Below are 13,400 nucleotides of genomic sequence, written 5' to 3' on the forward strand. Positions count from 1 at the left end.
ATGGCACGAACAGAGTATTCAGCAAAGATTGAGGGCGAGAACGTCGCTCGCGCAAAGGCGAACGAGCTTCCCGTCTCTCCCAAGCACTCGATCGAGATTGCCAGGTTCATCCGGAACATGACCACTGTCGAAGCAAAGGCATACCTTACTGAAGTGGTGGCGCTCAAGAAGGCCATCCCCTTCAAGCGGTTCAACCGCAACGTCGCCCACAAGCGCGGCCTCCAGAAGTGGGCGGCAGGCCGGTACCCGGTCAAGGCTGCAGAAGCCTACATCAGGCTGCTCGAGTCTGTCGAGAAGAACGCCGAATACATCGGCCTTGATACCGCAAACCTCCGGATCGACCACGTTGCCGCGAACGCCGGCCGTGGCCTCCGGGCGTTCTTCCCGCGTGCGATGGGTCGCGCCACCCCGAAACGCAGGGAGACCGTGAACATCGAGATCGTAGTGACTGAGGTGGCGTAATGGCAATCGAGAAAAAATTTATCACTGACGGCGTGCGTAACGTCCGTGTCGAGAAGTTCCTTACGAAGGAACTCAAGCGGGCGGGATACGGCGGCATGGACATCACCCGGACGCCGCTCGGCACCCAGGTGACTATCTTTGCAGAGAAGCCCGGTATCGTGATCGGGAAAGGCGGCAAACAGGTCCGCCAGCTCACACAGGACCTCGCCACCGACTACGAGATCGAGTCTCCGCAGGTGGAGGTCCAGCAGGTCCAGAATCCCAACTTCAACGCCCAGATCATGGCTGAGCGGCTTGCAAACGCTCTTGAGCGGGGCTGGTACTTCCGAAAGGCCGGATCGAGTACGATTCGCCGGGTGATGGAGTCCGGTGCCCTCGGCTGCGAGGTTGTCGTCGCCGGGAAACTGACGGGCGCCCGGTCACGGACCCAGAAGTTCACCGAGGGCTACGTCAAGCACTGTGGTGAGCCCAGCGAGACGATCGTCGAGAAGGGCTACGCGCTTGCGATCAAGAAACTCGGGACCATCGGGGTTCAGGTCAAGATTGTCCCGCCGGATGCCCGGCTGCCCGATACCTTTGACGTTCTCGAGCCGGAGCCCAAGAAGGCTCCGGCCGAGCTGATCGAGACCGAAGAGGTCGGCGAAGAGGTCTTCGAGGAAGAGTTCGAGGAGACCTCCGATGAGGTATACCCGGAGGAGAGATAGATGGCAATCTTTCGCGCACGGGAAGTGAAGCAACTCTCCGATGTCGAGCTCCTCGAGCAGGAGCAGAAACTCTCCCTCGAACTGATTCAGGAGCGCGGGAAAGTCAGCGCCGGCGGTGCCACCGAGAACCCCGGGAGGATTCGCGAGGTCAGGAGAACGATCGCGCGCATCCGAACCGAGCAGAATGCACGGAGGAACGCATGATCTCTCCCCAGAACGTCCTGCGGCACGAATTGATCGGCCTGGACGTTCTGGTCGCCCGCGCGAGCAACCCGGGTCATGTCGGGGTGTCTGGTCGCATCGTCGATGAGACCAGAAACACCCTGGTCATCCAGACCGGGCAGGGAGAGACGCGGATACCAAAACGGTGCAGCGTATTCCGCCTCCGGCTCCCGGACGGCACGACCGTCGATCTGGACGGTTCGAGCCTCGAGACACAGCCGGAACGGCGGATCAGTATGCGCATCAGATAAACGAGGATGAATAATGGCACGAAACATTGGGTTGGACGTCCCCCTTCCGGAAACGGAATGTGAGGACGCAAATTGTCCGTTTCACGGCACTTTGCCGGTACGCGGCCAGGTGATTACCGGCAAAGTCGTGAGCGACCGTATGAACGGTACCGTCGTCGTGGAGCGTGAGTTCCTCCACTACGTCAAGAAATACAAGCGGTACGAAAAGCGCAGATCCCGGTACCACGCCCACAGCACACCCTGTATCAATGCGGGTGTGGGTGATGTGGTCCGGATCGCGGAATGCAGACCGCTTTCAAAGACCAAGAACTTCGTGGTGGTCGAGGTGATGAAGGAATGAAGGCAATGCAGTCGACCATTCCTCGCGCCCTCGCCACCGGCTCCCGGATGGTCTGCTCCGACAACACCGGCGCACGGCTCGTGGAGATCGTCTCGGTTGACGGCTACCACGGTGTCCGGCGGCGGCAGCCCTGCATGGGTGTCGGCGACATCGCGACCGTGAGCGTCAAGAAAGGCACTCCCGATATGCGGAGGAAACTTGAGAAAGCTGTGGTCGTCCGGCAGAAGAAGGAGATCCGCCGCCCGAACGGCATCCGGCTTTCGTTCGAGGACAACGCTATGGTGCTCATCAACGAGCGCGGCGAGCCGAAGGGAACGGAGATCAAGGGTGCCGTCCCTCGCGAGATCGCAGAGCGTTTCCCGAAGATCGCCTCCATGGCGACGATAATCGTCTAAGGTGTGGTGAAGCATGGTACGCATAGTAAGCAAACAACCAAGAAAACAGCGTAAGGCACGCTATAACGCGCCGAACCACACCCGGGGCCGGTTCCTCTCCGCACCGCTTGCCCCCGAACTCCGCGGCAAATACAATACCCGGCGGACCCGTGTGGTCAAGGGCGATACCGTCAAGGTGCTTCGTGGAGACTTCGCCGGCGATGAAGGCGTCGTCGATGCGGTCGATATGCAGATGTGCCGGCTGGTCGTGCACGGCGTGATGGTGACGAAGTCGGACGGAACCGAGGTTCCCCGGCCGGTTGATCCCTCGAACGTGCAGATCACGAAGCTCAACCTGAAAGACAAACTACGTGAGGAGAGACTCGGAGGCGGAGCATAATGTCCAATTATCTCAAGCGGCTGGTAGCGCCGGAATCCTGGCATATCCCGAAGAAAGTACAGAAATTCGTCATGAAGACCGCCCCGGGCCCCCACAACGCCGGCGCTCTGCCGGTAGGCGTCTGGCTCCGCGAGCACGTCGTTCTTGCACAGAATGCGAGCGAGGTCCGGAAGATCCTGCACCAGCGTGACATCATCGTCAACGGGCGGGCCTGCCGGAACCCGCAGATGGGCCTTGGCGTATTCGACATCGTTTCGATCCCGAAGCTCGGGAAACACTACCGCATTCAGCTCGATATGCGGGGCAACCTGGTCGCCGTCGAGATTTCGGCAGAGTCTGCGAAGACCCGGCTCTGCAAGGTCCAGAACAAGACCACGGTCCGCGGCGGCAAGGTGCAGTTGAACCTTGCGTTCGGTGCGAACATCCTCGCCGACAACACCTACAAGGCAAAAGACTCCATCGTCGTGACCCTTGGTGACGGCGAAGACCGGTTCCGCATCGTCGACCACTTCCCCTTCACAGAAGGCAACGTGGCCACAATCGTCGGTGGAAAGCACTCCGGAAAGGTCGGCAGGATCGTCGAGATTATCAAGACCGCAAGTTCCGTCCCGAACCGCGTCATCCTCACGGACGACTCGACCGGAACCCGGTTTGAGACCATCGAGGAGTACGTCTTCATGGTCGGCCGCTCCGCGATTGCACCTGAACTGGAGGCACTGGCATGAGCGCGATGCAGGATATCTACATCGACAAGGTCGTTGTGCACATGGGCGTCGGAGAGAGCGGTGAACGGCTGGTCAAAGCCGAGGATCTCATGAGAAAGATCACCGGCCAGAAGTCCGTCCGCACCATCGCAAAGCGGACCCAGCCCGCGTTCGGTATCCGGAAGGGCGCACCCATCGGGTGCAAGGTCACCCTGCGCCGGGAGAATGCCGAGAAGTTCATCACGACCGCGCTTGATATCATCGAGCGCCAGCTTGCAACCTCGCAGTTCGACCAGACCGGCAACGTCTCCTTCGGTATCGAAGAGCACACGGACTTCCCGGGCATGTCCTACGATCCGGCGATCGGCATCTATGGTATGGACGTCAACGTGGTGCTCGAGCGCAAAGGCGTTCGGATTGCACGGAGGGCCGTCGAGCGCAGGAAACTGCCGGCCGACCAGAAAGTGAATAAAGAGGAAGCCATCGCGTTCATGCGCGAGCACTACCAGGTGGAGGTGTAAAGAATGGCAGATGCATCAGGAGCACCTTCAGCAGGCGAGAACGTAAAGAAGTTCGGCCGTGGTGCAAACGAGTGCCGCATATGCGGCAGAAAGCAGGGCCTTGTGCGTAAATACGGCATCTACTTCTGCCGACAGTGCTTCCGCGAATGGGCAGGGAAGATGGGCTTTAAGAAGATGAACTAGAGGTTAGAGAAATGGCACGACTGAATCCAATCGCTGACGCGATGAGCACGATCAAGAATGCCGGCGACGCTGGAAAGAACGAGGTTATTGTCGAACCCGCCAGCAAGCTTCTCGGTGCAATGCTCCGCGTTATGCAGGAAAACGGCTTTATCGGCAGCTTCGAGTTCATCGACGACGGCCGCGGCGGCCAGTTCCGGGTCCAACTCTCCGGAACGATCAATAAGTGTGGCGCCATCACCCCCCGGTTCCCGGTAGCGATGGCCGATATGGAATACTGGGAGTCGCAGTACCTCCCCGCAAAGAACTTCGGTATCCTGATCGTCTCCACCTCGAAGGGAGTTATCTCCCACGCCGAGGCCCGGGGCGAGGGTATCGGTGGGCAACTGCTGGGATACGTCTACTAAAGGAGGGGAAGAGTATGGGAATAACACGACAGGTCGAGATCCCTCCCGGTGTGAACGTCACGCTCGAGGGCAGCATGCTCACGGTCTCGGGACCGAAGGGCACGCTGGTTCGTGATATACGCTTCCCGCAGATCGATGTCACGGTCGGGGACGGCGAAGTTGTCGTCTCCACGGCATCCGATAAGAAGCGGTTTCTCGCCATGAGCGGCACGCTTGAGGCACATGTGAAGAGCATGTTCCGGGGTGTCGTCGAAGGCTACGAGTATCGCATGAAGGTGGTCTATAGTCACTTCCCGATCCAGCTCAAACAGCAGGGCGATCGCCTCGAGATCAACAACTTCCTTGGGGAGAAACAGCCCCGGTTAGCAAAGATCCTCAAAGGCGTCACCGTCAAGATTGGGAACGACGAAGTGACTCTCACCGGTATCGATAAGGAGAAGGTGGGCAACACGGCCGCAAACATCGAGCACGCAACCAGGGTCACGAAACGTGATCCCCGGGTGTTCCAGGACGGCGTTTACATCACCGAGAGGGCGTGAAGAGCATGGATGAGACTAGAAGATTGATCCGCGTCCGCACCCGGCACAACAAGCCCGCCTTCAAGAGGCGGGGACTTCACCGCAAATCGAGACTGGCAGACGTCTGGCGGCGTCCACGCGGTCTGCAAAACAAGCAGAGGCGGCAGTTCAGCGCGAAAGGCGCCCTTCCCCGGCCGGGATACGGGAGCCCTGCTGCAATCCGCGGCATGCATCCGAGCGGCTATGAGGAGGTCCGGGTCTTTACGCCGGCAGAACTTGCGGGACTGAACCCGGAGGTTCAGGCTGTCCGGATCGGCGGATCCGTAGGAAACAGAAAGCGTGGGGAGATTCAGGCACGGGCCCTGGAACTGGGGCTTAAGGTGCTGAATGCAAAGGATCTTACCCGTGCGGCCGCGACTGCGGAAAGCGAAGAAGAGGTGAACGAAGATGAGTGATCTCGCCAGTCAGAGGCGAATGGCAGCCGCTATTCTCAAGTGCGGTGCCAACCGTGTCTGGTTCGATCCTGAGCGCCAGGCTGATATCGAGGCGGCTATCTCCAGAAACGACCTGCGCGAGCTGATCGGCGAAGGCGTGATCAAGGCTCACGTCGTGAAGGGGAATAGCCGCGGCAGGGCCCGGGCACGGATGGCAAAGCGTTCCTACGGCCACCGGAAAGGACCGGGGCGGAGGAAAGGCGCCGCTGGAGCACGTGGCCCCAGCAAGCGGGCATGGATACGCAAGATCCGGGCGCAGCGGCGCACGCTGCGCGAGATGCGCGACGAAGGAACAATCGAGCGGAGTCTCTATCGCGTGATGTACCGGCGGGCTTCCGGAGGGCAGTTCCGGAGCGTGTCGCATCTTGCATCTCATGTTGAGACGATGGCAGGGAGGATGAGATAATGGCAACCGGCCCAAGATACTTCGTGCCTTTCCGGAGAAGGCACGAGGGCAAGACTGATTACTACAAGCGGATGTCGCTCCTGTCATCAGGAAGCCCCAGGATGGTCGTCCGGAAGACAAACCGGCAGATCATCGTGCAGCTGGTCGTCCCCGAGATTGAGGGAGACCGCACCCTGGTGGCTGCATACTCGGCTGAGCTTGCCGACTTCGGCTACGAGGGATCGACCTCCAGCACCCCGGCAGCCTACCTGACCGGGATGCTGTTTGCGATCAAGGCGTTGAACGCAGGGTATGAAGAGGGTATCCTGGATATCGGGCTCGCCCGGGCGAAACCCGGAGCACGCGTCTTTGCTGCCCTCAAGGGGGCAGTGGACGGCGGTCTCGACGTTCCCTATGGTGAATCGATCCTCCCCGATGAGGAGCGGCTCAAAGGTGCACACATCGCCGGGTATGCCCCTGAGAAGGCAGGCAACCTGGTGGCAAATGTAGAGGCTGTGGCTCTGGCCATCAAGAAGGAGCTGGTGTGACATGGCATACGTACAGGAAGAATGGATTCCGCTCACCGGTCTCGGGCGCATGGTCGCTGCAGGCGAGATCACCAGTATCGATGAGGTGCTCGCAAGCGGCAGGCCGATCAAGGAGCCCCAGATTGTCGATATCCTCCTGCCCGACCTGGAGGACGAGGTGCTGGACATCAACATGGTCCAGCGGATGACGGACTCGGGTCGCCGTGTAAAGTTCCGCACCGTCGTGGTGGTCGGGAACAGGAACGGTTACGTCGGGTTCGGCCAGGGCAAGGATGTCCAGGTCGGCAACGCGATCCAGAAAGCGATAGCAAACGCAAAACAGAATCTCGTCAAGGTCTCCCGTGGATGCGGGAGCTGGGAGTGCGGTTGTGACACCGCCCACTCTATCCCCATCGAGGTGACCGGCAAGGCGGGCAGTGTCCGGGTGACGCTGAAGCCTGCCCCGCAGGGAATCGGTCTCGTGACCGGGGATATTCCAAAGAAGGTCCTGCAGCTTGCAGGCATCAAGGATGTCTGGGCCTTCAACCGGGGGCAGACCCGGACGACCATCAACTACGCCAAGGCGACGTTTGAGGCACTCAAGCAGACGAATATCGTCCGGATCGGAGGGAAAGAGTGATGTACGCGGTAGTGCAGGTGCGCGGCGTGGTCAATACCAACCGCGAGATCAAGGACACCTTGAAGATGCTCCGTCTGCACCATATCAACCACTGCGTCCTCGTGCCCGATACCCCCGCGTACCTGGGCATGATCCGCAAGGTCAAGGACTTCGTGGCGTACGGCGAGGTGACCGGAGAGACTCTGGCCACCCTCCTGCGCACCCGGGGCAGGCTGACCGGAGACGAGCGGCTGACCGACGAATACGTCCGTGCGCATACCCCATATGCCGGCATCGACGAATTTGCAACGGCGCTCTGCAGTGGCGAGGCAAGCTTCCGCGATCTGACTGAGATTAAGCCGGTGCTGAGACTGCACCCTCCACGAAAGGGCTATAAAACCATCAAGCGAACCTTTCAGCAGGGTGGGGCTCTTGGCTACTATGGTCCCGAGATCAACGATCTCCTCTACAAGATGAGGTGAGACTGATGCCCGTAAACAAGAGAACCAAATATCGGGGTTCACGAACCTGTGGCGGCGGCACGCACAAGAACCGGCGTGGCGCCGGTAACAGGGGTGGACGGGGTAGAGCCGGGCAGCGGGACCACCGCTTCTCCCACTTCTACCTGAAGGGTGAGATATCCAATGGCAAGCACGGGTTCGTCAACAAGACCTCTGTGTCGGTATCTGCTCTAGATATCGGTGATATCGACCAGATGGCCGAAGCGCTGCTCCGTGAGGGGTTTGCCACCCAGGAGGGTGATCTCATCACCCTCGACGCCACTGAGATCGGTATTGAGAAAGTGCTCGGTGGCGGAAGAGTCACCCACAAGATGAGTATCTCCGCCCGGGAGTTTTCAGAACGAGCCCGGGCAAAGATTGAGGAGATGGGCGGTCAGGCAACGACCGCCTGATCTTCTTTTTAGGTGAAATCATGGGAGATCTGCTGGATAGATTTGAACCCATCCTTGCAGCGATGCCTGCAGTCCGAAGCCCGGAGGGGCACGTCCACTTCAAGAACAAATTGATGTGGACACTTGCGATTCTGCTCCTCTACTTCTCATTGACGAATATTGATATCTTCGGACTCTCTGCGCAGTCGCAGGATATTTTTGGAATGTACCGTGCCTTGCTCGCTGGTGCGAGCGGTTCGCTCCTGCATCTCGGTATCGGGCCGATCGTCACCGCATCGATCGTGCTGCAGCTGCTCAAGGGCGCCGGACTCCTGCAGATCGACACCAGTGAAGCACGCGGTCAGGTCATGTACATGGGCCTGCAGAAGATGCTCATCTTCGTGATGATCATCGTCGAAGCGCTCCCCATGGTCGCGAGCGGGCTGATGTTGCCCGATCCGTCGGTGGCAATGCAGTTCTTCGGCGGGAATATGCTTGCGGTCTCGTTCCTGATCTTCCTCCAGCTCTGCCTCGGCGGCCTTCTGGTGATGCTGATGGATGAGGTCGTCACCAAGTGGGGTGTCGGATCAGGGGTGGGGCTCTTCATCGTTGCAGGAGTGTCCCAGGGTCTCGTGAACGGCTTCCTGAACTGGCAGACGGGCACTGACCCCTTCCCGATAGGATTCTTCCCGCGGCTCTTCGCCGTGGCGACGTCGGGAGCCGACTTCCTCCAGTACTTCGGTACGGACCTGCTCGCCCTCGTCACGACGATCGCCATCTTCATGATCATCGTCTACGTGGAATCGACCCGTATCGAGATCCCGCTTGCGCATACCGCTGTCCGCGGCGCCCGCGCGCGTTTCCCGGTGAAACTCATCTATGCGAGCGTTTTGCCGATGATCCTGGTCCGGGTGCTGCAGGCGAACATCCAGATGATCGGGATGTTCCTCTCGAATGCCGGGATAACCATCTTCGGTGAGTTTGAGGGGCAGACACCGATGAACGGTTTCATGTGGTATATTGCTCCCATCAACCAGCCGCAGGATTGGATGTGGTGGCTTGCCGATCTCGGGCATGCCCCCTGGGAGATCCTCCTGCGCATGGGAATCGATACTGTCGTTATGGTGGTCGGGGGTGCGATCTTCGCGCTCTTCTGGGTCAAGACCGCAGGTCTCGACTCAAAGGACGTGGCACGGCAGATCCAGAGGAGTGGGATGCAGATCCCCGGGTACCGCCGGAATGCCCAGGTGCTTGAGAAGTACCTCGACCGCTACATCCCCCGGATCACCGTCATCGGCGGTGTGTTCATCGGGCTCCTCTCGGTCGTCGCGAACCTCTTCGGTATCGTCGGTGCGGTCGGCGGGACGGGACTGCTGCTTGCGGTGAGTATCACCTACCGGCTCTACGAGGAGATCGCAAGCCAGCAGATCATGGAGATGTACCCGTTCATGCGGTCGTTCTTTGGGAAGGAGTAAGTCCGAAGGCCCGACCCGGGAGGGTCGGGCCGGAGGAGTCATTCTGGGAGAAGCGGCGCGAAGCGCTCGCTTCGACGGGAATGTCCTCCTCCTGCTCAGAGGTGCCTCAGCACTTTTTTCGACTGGGAGTGAGTCCGGAGAGAGATCCATATCCCGGATAGGATCTGGAGTCAGTCTGGAAAATCAGTCCAGAAGACCTGCTCTCCCCCTGACCAGACCACGCGGGGGCTCACAACTCCCATATCTGCCCAGCAACTCATTTTCTCGCCTGGTTGCCCGCCCGGGCCCCGAGTGATTCCGAAAGAGATTACTCTTCAAGCGTGGATTTATTTTATACTGAACTACAATCTACATGGAGTGATAGAGTTGGGGAAGAAAGTCGTCGTAACAGGAGTTCCCGGTGTCGGGAAGACTACCGTCATCAACGGTGCGATGGAGAGACTGGCGGCCGAGGGCGTTGCTTACACGGCCGTCAACTTCGGCACGTTCATGTTTGATGTGGCCAGGAATGAAGACCTGGTCTCGAATCGCGATGAGATGCGCAAGCTCGGGAAAGATGACCAGAAACGCCTCCAGCAGGCGGCTGCCTCGGGGATCGCTGCCATGAGCGCCGATGCGAACATCATCATCGATACTCACAGCAGCGTCAAGACCCCGGCGGGTTTCCTCGCGGGGCTGCCTGCATGGGTGCTCCGCGAGTTGATGCCTGATATGGTCGTGCTGGTGGAGACCGACCCGGACCAGATCCTGATGCGCCGGCTCGGTGACGCCTCAAGGGTCCGCGACATGGAAGGAGCCCGGGAGATCACCGAGCACCAGGAGTTCAACCGCGCTGTTAGCGCGGCGTATGCAATGTACACCGGCTGCACCATCAAGATCGTCAAGAACGAAAACTTCCTGCTCGAGAAAGGCATCGACGACCTGGTGAGTGTGCTGAGGTAACCTGATATGGCGGACCTGAAGAAGCACGGCCCGACGATCGCCCTCATCTTTACCATGCTCGTGATGCTCTCGTACAGCGTCGAATGGATACGGGTGACGGTCGGTCAGGGGATGGACGTAGTATTGGGCCCCTTGATCGATACCCTCGGCGTCCCGTTTTTCGTCATGATCCTGATCCTCTCGAGCATCACGGGCCTCTACTCGTCGCTCGTCCAGAAGTACACCATCGACTACGAGAAGATGCAGGAGACGCAGGCGAAGATGCGGGTGTTCCAGAAGGAGTTCCGGGAGGCCCAGCTCTCCGGAGACGAAAAGAGGGTCAAGAAACTCCAGGGGAAACAGGAGCGGATGATGCAGGACCAGCTTGACATCTCCCGGCAGCAGTTCACTCCGATGGCGATCATCCTCGTGCTGTCTGTCCCGATCTTCTTCTGGCTCCTCTTACGGCTCCCGCCGATCGGCACGCCGACCACCATCGCGAGCGGCATTGTGCTGCCCTTCATTGGAGCCGTTGGCCTCTCAAGCTTCGCGTTCTGGATCGTGCCGGCCTGGATCCTCTGGTACATGATCTGCTCGCTGACCATCAGCCAGGTGATCCGGAAATCCCTCAACATCGGAGGGCTCTGATGCGGATCACCATCAGCGGCCCGCCAGGGAGCGGCACCACGTCGCTCGCCCGCTCCCTGGCCGGGAAGTACGGGCTTGACCTCATCTCTGCGGGAGAGGTCTTCCGCCAGCTCGCCCGGGAGCACGGCATGGACCTTGCTGAATTCGGCAGGTTCGCAGAGAACGATCCCTCCGTCGACCGGATGATCGACGCCCGGCAGAAAGAGATCGGCGAAGGTGCCGACAACATCATCATCGAGGGCAGGCTCTCGGGCCGGATGATCGAGAACGCCGATCTCCGGATCTGGCTCTCCGCATCGCTCTCCTGCCGGGCGAAGCGAATCGCTGGCCGTGACGGGATGGACGAAGCGGGGGCCCGGGTCTACACCGAGAACCGGCAGCGTTCCGAGGCCACCCGCTACCGGAACTACTACGGTATCGAGATCGACGATCTCTCTTCGTATGATATCGTCCTCTCGTCCGAGACCTTCGGCGTGGGCGCCCTCGGGACGATTGTGGATACCGCAATCGGGTGCCTCGCGCGGCAGAAGCAGCCCGAGACCCTCTAGGGTTTCTCTGCTCTCTTTGCTTTTATTCTTTTAATGCGCCGGAGCCGCACCAGATCCTGCCGCTCTATCTCGTCGCGCTGATCCTCGATGAACCGGCGCAACTGGGTGAGTTCCGGGATGACCTTGAACTCCAGTGCGTTCACACGCCGCCGGGTCCGTTCGATATCGTCGAGCAGTCGCCTGACGCCTCCTTCGAGTTCGGCACTTGCTATGATCGTTTCAAGGAGGTCCTCGTAGGCATCGGCGGCGTCATCGATGACCGACGTGGTCCCGAGGATGCCGTAACCCCGCTGCTCGAGCGTCTTCTTCACCATCACCGGTTCGAGTTCCGGAAGACGGACCCCGAAGACGTTCTTCTGCCGGGCCGTGTAGATCGGGGTGGTCTCCACCGAGAGCGCTGCAAGGAGCACTCCCGTCGCCCCTTCCATCATGGCGGCGACCGCCACCATCTCCCGGGCCCGGGTATATTGTTCTTCGAGTTCTCGGCGCTGCAACGCGGCCCGGTCGGTGAGTTTGACCAGTTCCAGCATCATACCGTCGAGTTTCATCGCGAGGAGTCGATGTATCCGCTCAGCAAGAGCCATCCGCCGCCTGACGATCAGGAGGCCGGCCCGGGTGGGTTTGATCTCATCAACCGGCATGGTGCTTCCTCACAGGACGATGTACTGCCATACCCGCTCGGTCGGCAGACCGAACGCCTTTCCTCGCGCGATTGCCCGCAGGTTCGCCACCTCGTACTTCTTCCGCTCCAGGTACGCAAGCACCGGCAGGATCGAGAACGGATGACGCCTGGAGAGGGACTCCAGCCGGTGAAGCCTGATGCGGGTGACTGCTATCTCGACCTCATGAATGGGCCGCTGACGCTGGTGCCATCGTTGCCAGACCAGTTCCGCGGCGTCAATGCTTGAGAATCCCGGATCCCGCCGGAGATCGCGCACCGCCTGGGCCAGGACCGGAACGATGTCGGTCTCCAGGAAGGCGCTGACAAACTCCTCCTCCGTCTCGATGCCGTAGAGCCGCCGGAAGTGTCTGATGGGAATACGGCCGCCCGGGATCATGGTCTGGTCAATGACCGCAAGGTTGCACGCTTCTTCTGCGCAGTGGAGCCGGAGAAGGTTCCTCATGTTGGTGATATCAATCTCAAACCGGAGATAGGCGTTCAACTCCTGACACCCGCTGCACCTGGTTCTGCCGGGATCGAGCAGCCCGGCGTAGTAGTGCCTGTAGAGTTCGTTCTCGATCTGGGCAAAGACGCCCTTCTCCCCGCAGACCCGGTAGGATTCTGCAAGGACCGGGTAGAGTCGCCAGTCCTGAAGAGCTTCGATAGTCTCGCCGCAGGTCGTCAAAGAGAGAAGATGGTCGAGGAGTGCGCTGTCGATCTCGCCTGCCGGGATAAGGAGGTCGCGGACCTGTTGCCCGGGTATGTTGTGAACCGTGCCCCGCAGGATAGCCATGACGTTTGCTATATCCCATCGGGTGAGGTATTCACGGGTCAGGATCTGCAGGTCTCCGGGAGCGATCGCCATACTGCTCCGGAACGACCGCGCCAGACTGTGGTTCACCGCCTCTTCGATGAGCTGGGCGCCAGAGAAGTCGGGTGTGAGATTCGCAATCTCCCGTGCGTACTCCAGGCACCGACCGAGGTGGGCGATGATCTCCGGTATGCTCATCCGCATAAGCCGCAAGTACTCTTCACGGGGGAGGAGCGCGGTCCTCCGGACCCGGAACCGGGTGCAGGCATAGATGAACGACGGAGAGGTCATACCTGGCAGGGGCATGCACCCCCATTACCAGCCCGCCTTATAAAT

24 protein-coding genes are annotated in these 13,400 nt (G+C 60.0%); 22 read left to right on the plus strand and 2 right to left on the minus strand.

All coding sequences use genetic code 11. The features are described from left to right. The 22 genes from PLN84_RS05615 to cmk all read left to right on the plus strand — a co-directional run bounded on the left by PLN84_RS05615 (window position 1) and on the right by cmk (window position 11,592). On the plus strand, window positions 1–462 hold the full coding sequence (locus tag PLN84_RS05615) for a 50S ribosomal protein L22 (protein ID WP_292382426.1): 462 nt from the start codon (window positions 1–3) through the stop codon (window positions 460–462). Next, window positions 462–1,166, plus strand: a complete 705-nt coding sequence (locus tag PLN84_RS05620) for a 30S ribosomal protein S3 (RefSeq protein ID WP_292382424.1) — start codon at window positions 462–464, stop codon at window positions 1,164–1,166. The genes PLN84_RS05615 and PLN84_RS05620 overlap by 1 nt, the downstream gene beginning before the upstream one ends. Next, the gene (gene rpmC, locus PLN84_RS05625; protein ID WP_292382422.1) at window positions 1,167–1,370 is read left to right on the plus strand and encodes a 50S ribosomal protein L29; all 204 of its coding nucleotides are present in this window, start codon (window positions 1,167–1,169) and stop codon (window positions 1,368–1,370) included. Then, window positions 1,367–1,639 carry a ribonuclease P protein component 1 gene (locus PLN84_RS05630; RefSeq protein WP_292382421.1) on the plus strand — a complete coding sequence of 91 codons (273 nt, stop codon included), beginning with the start codon at window positions 1,367–1,369 and terminating at the stop codon, window positions 1,637–1,639. The genes rpmC and PLN84_RS05630 overlap by 4 nt, the downstream gene beginning before the upstream one ends. 13 nt (window positions 1,640–1,652) lie before the next feature. Then, on the plus strand, window positions 1,653–1,979 hold the full coding sequence (locus PLN84_RS05635) for a 30S ribosomal protein S17 (protein WP_292382419.1): 327 nt from the start codon (window positions 1,653–1,655) through the stop codon (window positions 1,977–1,979). Then, window positions 1,976–2,374, plus strand: a complete 399-nt coding sequence (gene rpl14p, locus PLN84_RS05640) for a 50S ribosomal protein L14 (protein WP_292382417.1) — start codon at window positions 1,976–1,978, stop codon at window positions 2,372–2,374. The genes PLN84_RS05635 and rpl14p overlap by 4 nt, the downstream gene beginning before the upstream one ends. A gap of 13 nt (window positions 2,375–2,387) precedes the next feature. Beyond that, window positions 2,388–2,753: a 50S ribosomal protein L24 gene (gene rplX, locus PLN84_RS05645; protein WP_292382416.1), complete on the plus strand. Its 366-nt coding sequence runs from the start codon at window positions 2,388–2,390 to the stop codon at window positions 2,751–2,753. Then, on the plus strand, window positions 2,753–3,478 hold the full coding sequence (locus PLN84_RS05650; RefSeq protein WP_292382414.1) for a 30S ribosomal protein S4e: 726 nt from the start codon (window positions 2,753–2,755) through the stop codon (window positions 3,476–3,478). Before rplX ends, PLN84_RS05650 begins: the two co-directional genes overlap by 1 nt. Further along, the gene (locus tag PLN84_RS05655; protein ID WP_292382412.1) at window positions 3,475–3,978 is read left to right on the plus strand and encodes a 50S ribosomal protein L5; all 504 of its coding nucleotides are present in this window, start codon (window positions 3,475–3,477) and stop codon (window positions 3,976–3,978) included. The genes PLN84_RS05650 and PLN84_RS05655 overlap by 4 nt, the downstream gene beginning before the upstream one ends. 3 nt (window positions 3,979–3,981) lie before the next feature. After that, a complete protein-coding gene (locus PLN84_RS05660) occupies window positions 3,982–4,161 on the plus strand; it encodes a 30S ribosomal protein S14 (protein WP_292382411.1) in 180 nt (59 codons plus the stop codon). 11 nt (window positions 4,162–4,172) lie between these two features. After that, window positions 4,173–4,565, plus strand: a complete 393-nt coding sequence (locus PLN84_RS05665; protein WP_292382410.1) for a 30S ribosomal protein S8 — start codon at window positions 4,173–4,175, stop codon at window positions 4,563–4,565. A 14-nt stretch (window positions 4,566–4,579) separates the two neighbouring features. Continuing rightward, window positions 4,580–5,104 carry a 50S ribosomal protein L6 gene (locus PLN84_RS05670; protein ID WP_292382408.1) on the plus strand — a complete coding sequence of 175 codons (525 nt, stop codon included), beginning with the start codon at window positions 4,580–4,582 and terminating at the stop codon, window positions 5,102–5,104. A gap of 5 nt (window positions 5,105–5,109) precedes the next feature. After that, complete coding sequence (locus tag PLN84_RS05675; protein ID WP_292382406.1) at window positions 5,110–5,538, plus strand: 50S ribosomal protein L32e; 429 nt, start codon at window positions 5,110–5,112, stop codon at window positions 5,536–5,538. After that, window positions 5,531–5,983 (plus strand): 50S ribosomal protein L19e, encoded by a 453-nt coding sequence (locus PLN84_RS05680; RefSeq protein WP_292382404.1) that lies wholly within the window; start codon window positions 5,531–5,533, stop codon window positions 5,981–5,983. Before PLN84_RS05675 ends, PLN84_RS05680 begins: the two co-directional genes overlap by 8 nt. After that, window positions 5,983–6,510, plus strand: a complete 528-nt coding sequence (locus PLN84_RS05685; RefSeq protein ID WP_292382402.1) for a 50S ribosomal protein L18 — start codon at window positions 5,983–5,985, stop codon at window positions 6,508–6,510. The genes PLN84_RS05680 and PLN84_RS05685 overlap by 1 nt, the downstream gene beginning before the upstream one ends. A 1-nt stretch (window position 6,511) precedes the next feature. Next, entirely contained in the window at window positions 6,512–7,129 is a 618-nt protein-coding gene (locus PLN84_RS05690) for a 30S ribosomal protein S5 (RefSeq protein WP_292382400.1), read from the plus strand. After that, window positions 7,129–7,590 carry a 50S ribosomal protein L30 gene (locus tag PLN84_RS05695; protein WP_292382755.1) on the plus strand — a complete coding sequence of 154 codons (462 nt, stop codon included), beginning with the start codon at window positions 7,129–7,131 and terminating at the stop codon, window positions 7,588–7,590. The genes PLN84_RS05690 and PLN84_RS05695 overlap by 1 nt, the downstream gene beginning before the upstream one ends. A 5-nt stretch (window positions 7,591–7,595) precedes the next feature. Beyond that, window positions 7,596–8,021, plus strand: coding sequence for an uL15m family ribosomal protein (locus PLN84_RS05700; RefSeq protein WP_292382398.1), 426 nt, complete (start codon window positions 7,596–7,598; stop codon window positions 8,019–8,021). A 20-nt stretch (window positions 8,022–8,041) separates the two neighbouring features. Further along, window positions 8,042–9,475, plus strand: a complete 1,434-nt coding sequence (gene secY / locus PLN84_RS05705) for a preprotein translocase subunit SecY (protein ID WP_292382395.1) — start codon at window positions 8,042–8,044, stop codon at window positions 9,473–9,475. A gap of 366 nt (window positions 9,476–9,841) precedes the next feature. Then, complete coding sequence (locus tag PLN84_RS05710; RefSeq protein ID WP_292382394.1) at window positions 9,842–10,417, plus strand: adenylate kinase; 576 nt, start codon at window positions 9,842–9,844, stop codon at window positions 10,415–10,417. A 6-nt stretch (window positions 10,418–10,423) separates the two neighbouring features. Continuing rightward, the gene (locus PLN84_RS05715; RefSeq protein ID WP_292382392.1) at window positions 10,424–11,044 is read left to right on the plus strand and encodes an EMC3/TMCO1 family protein; all 621 of its coding nucleotides are present in this window, start codon (window positions 10,424–10,426) and stop codon (window positions 11,042–11,044) included. Further along, window positions 11,044–11,592 (plus strand): (d)CMP kinase, encoded by a 549-nt coding sequence (cmk, locus tag PLN84_RS05720; RefSeq protein ID WP_292382390.1) that lies wholly within the window; start codon window positions 11,044–11,046, stop codon window positions 11,590–11,592. Before PLN84_RS05715 ends, cmk begins: the two co-directional genes overlap by 1 nt. On the opposite strand, the gene PLN84_RS05725 is transcribed toward cmk, so the two are convergent. Both PLN84_RS05725 and PLN84_RS05730 read right to left on the minus strand, forming a co-directional pair. Beyond that, window positions 11,589–12,233: a V-type ATP synthase subunit D gene (locus PLN84_RS05725; RefSeq protein ID WP_292382389.1), complete on the minus strand. Its 645-nt coding sequence runs from the start codon at window positions 12,231–12,233 to the stop codon at window positions 11,589–11,591. The genes cmk and PLN84_RS05725 overlap by 4 nt on opposite strands. A 9-nt stretch (window positions 12,234–12,242) precedes the next feature. Further along, window positions 12,243–13,370: a V-type ATP synthase subunit C gene (locus tag PLN84_RS05730; RefSeq protein ID WP_292558921.1), complete on the minus strand. Its 1,128-nt coding sequence runs from the start codon at window positions 13,368–13,370 to the stop codon at window positions 12,243–12,245. Between the last annotated feature and the right edge of the window lie 30 nt (window positions 13,371–13,400).

Origin of the sequence: Methanoculleus sp., from assembly GCF_035363275.1 — an archaeon.
Lineage (GTDB): Archaea > Halobacteriota > Methanomicrobia > Methanomicrobiales > Methanoculleaceae > Methanoculleus.

What these genes read in the sequence shown, in the direction of transcription:
- PLN84_RS05615 (WP_292382426.1), top strand. Translation starts at nt 1, where the DNA reads ATGGCACGAACAGAGTATTCAGCAAAGATTGAGGGCGAGAACGTCGCT.
- PLN84_RS05620 (WP_292382424.1), top strand. Translation starts at nt 462, where the DNA reads ATGGCAATCGAGAAAAAATTTATCACTGACGGCGTGCGTAACGTCCGT.
- rpmC (WP_292382422.1), top strand. Translation starts at nt 1,167, where the DNA reads ATGGCAATCTTTCGCGCACGGGAAGTGAAGCAACTCTCCGATGTCGAG.
- PLN84_RS05630 (WP_292382421.1), top strand. Translation starts at nt 1,367, where the DNA reads ATGATCTCTCCCCAGAACGTCCTGCGGCACGAATTGATCGGCCTGGAC.
- PLN84_RS05635 (WP_292382419.1), top strand. Translation starts at nt 1,653, where the DNA reads ATGGCACGAAACATTGGGTTGGACGTCCCCCTTCCGGAAACGGAATGT.
- rpl14p (WP_292382417.1), top strand. Translation starts at nt 1,976, where the DNA reads ATGAAGGCAATGCAGTCGACCATTCCTCGCGCCCTCGCCACCGGCTCC.
- rplX (WP_292382416.1), top strand. Translation starts at nt 2,388, where the DNA reads ATGGTACGCATAGTAAGCAAACAACCAAGAAAACAGCGTAAGGCACGC.
- PLN84_RS05650 (WP_292382414.1), top strand. Translation starts at nt 2,753, where the DNA reads ATGTCCAATTATCTCAAGCGGCTGGTAGCGCCGGAATCCTGGCATATC.
- PLN84_RS05655 (WP_292382412.1), top strand. Translation starts at nt 3,475, where the DNA reads ATGAGCGCGATGCAGGATATCTACATCGACAAGGTCGTTGTGCACATG.
- PLN84_RS05660 (WP_292382411.1), top strand. Translation starts at nt 3,982, where the DNA reads ATGGCAGATGCATCAGGAGCACCTTCAGCAGGCGAGAACGTAAAGAAG.
- PLN84_RS05665 (WP_292382410.1), top strand. Translation starts at nt 4,173, where the DNA reads ATGGCACGACTGAATCCAATCGCTGACGCGATGAGCACGATCAAGAAT.
- PLN84_RS05670 (WP_292382408.1), top strand. Translation starts at nt 4,580, where the DNA reads ATGGGAATAACACGACAGGTCGAGATCCCTCCCGGTGTGAACGTCACG.
- PLN84_RS05675 (WP_292382406.1), top strand. Translation starts at nt 5,110, where the DNA reads ATGGATGAGACTAGAAGATTGATCCGCGTCCGCACCCGGCACAACAAG.
- PLN84_RS05680 (WP_292382404.1), top strand. Translation starts at nt 5,531, where the DNA reads ATGAGTGATCTCGCCAGTCAGAGGCGAATGGCAGCCGCTATTCTCAAG.
- PLN84_RS05685 (WP_292382402.1), top strand. Translation starts at nt 5,983, where the DNA reads ATGGCAACCGGCCCAAGATACTTCGTGCCTTTCCGGAGAAGGCACGAG.
- PLN84_RS05690 (WP_292382400.1), top strand. Translation starts at nt 6,512, where the DNA reads ATGGCATACGTACAGGAAGAATGGATTCCGCTCACCGGTCTCGGGCGC.
- PLN84_RS05695 (WP_292382755.1), top strand. Translation starts at nt 7,129, where the DNA reads ATGTACGCGGTAGTGCAGGTGCGCGGCGTGGTCAATACCAACCGCGAG.
- PLN84_RS05700 (WP_292382398.1), top strand. Translation starts at nt 7,596, where the DNA reads ATGCCCGTAAACAAGAGAACCAAATATCGGGGTTCACGAACCTGTGGC.
- secY (WP_292382395.1), top strand. Translation starts at nt 8,042, where the DNA reads ATGGGAGATCTGCTGGATAGATTTGAACCCATCCTTGCAGCGATGCCT.
- PLN84_RS05715 (WP_292382392.1), top strand. Translation starts at nt 10,424, where the DNA reads ATGGCGGACCTGAAGAAGCACGGCCCGACGATCGCCCTCATCTTTACC.
- cmk (WP_292382390.1), top strand. Translation starts at nt 11,044, where the DNA reads ATGCGGATCACCATCAGCGGCCCGCCAGGGAGCGGCACCACGTCGCTC.
- PLN84_RS05725 (WP_292382389.1), bottom strand. Translation starts at nt 12,233, where the DNA reads ATGCCGGTTGATGAGATCAAACCCACCCGGGCCGGCCTCCTGATCGTC.
- PLN84_RS05730 (WP_292558921.1), bottom strand. Translation starts at nt 13,370, where the DNA reads ATGCCCCTGCCAGGTATGACCTCTCCGTCGTTCATCTATGCCTGCACC.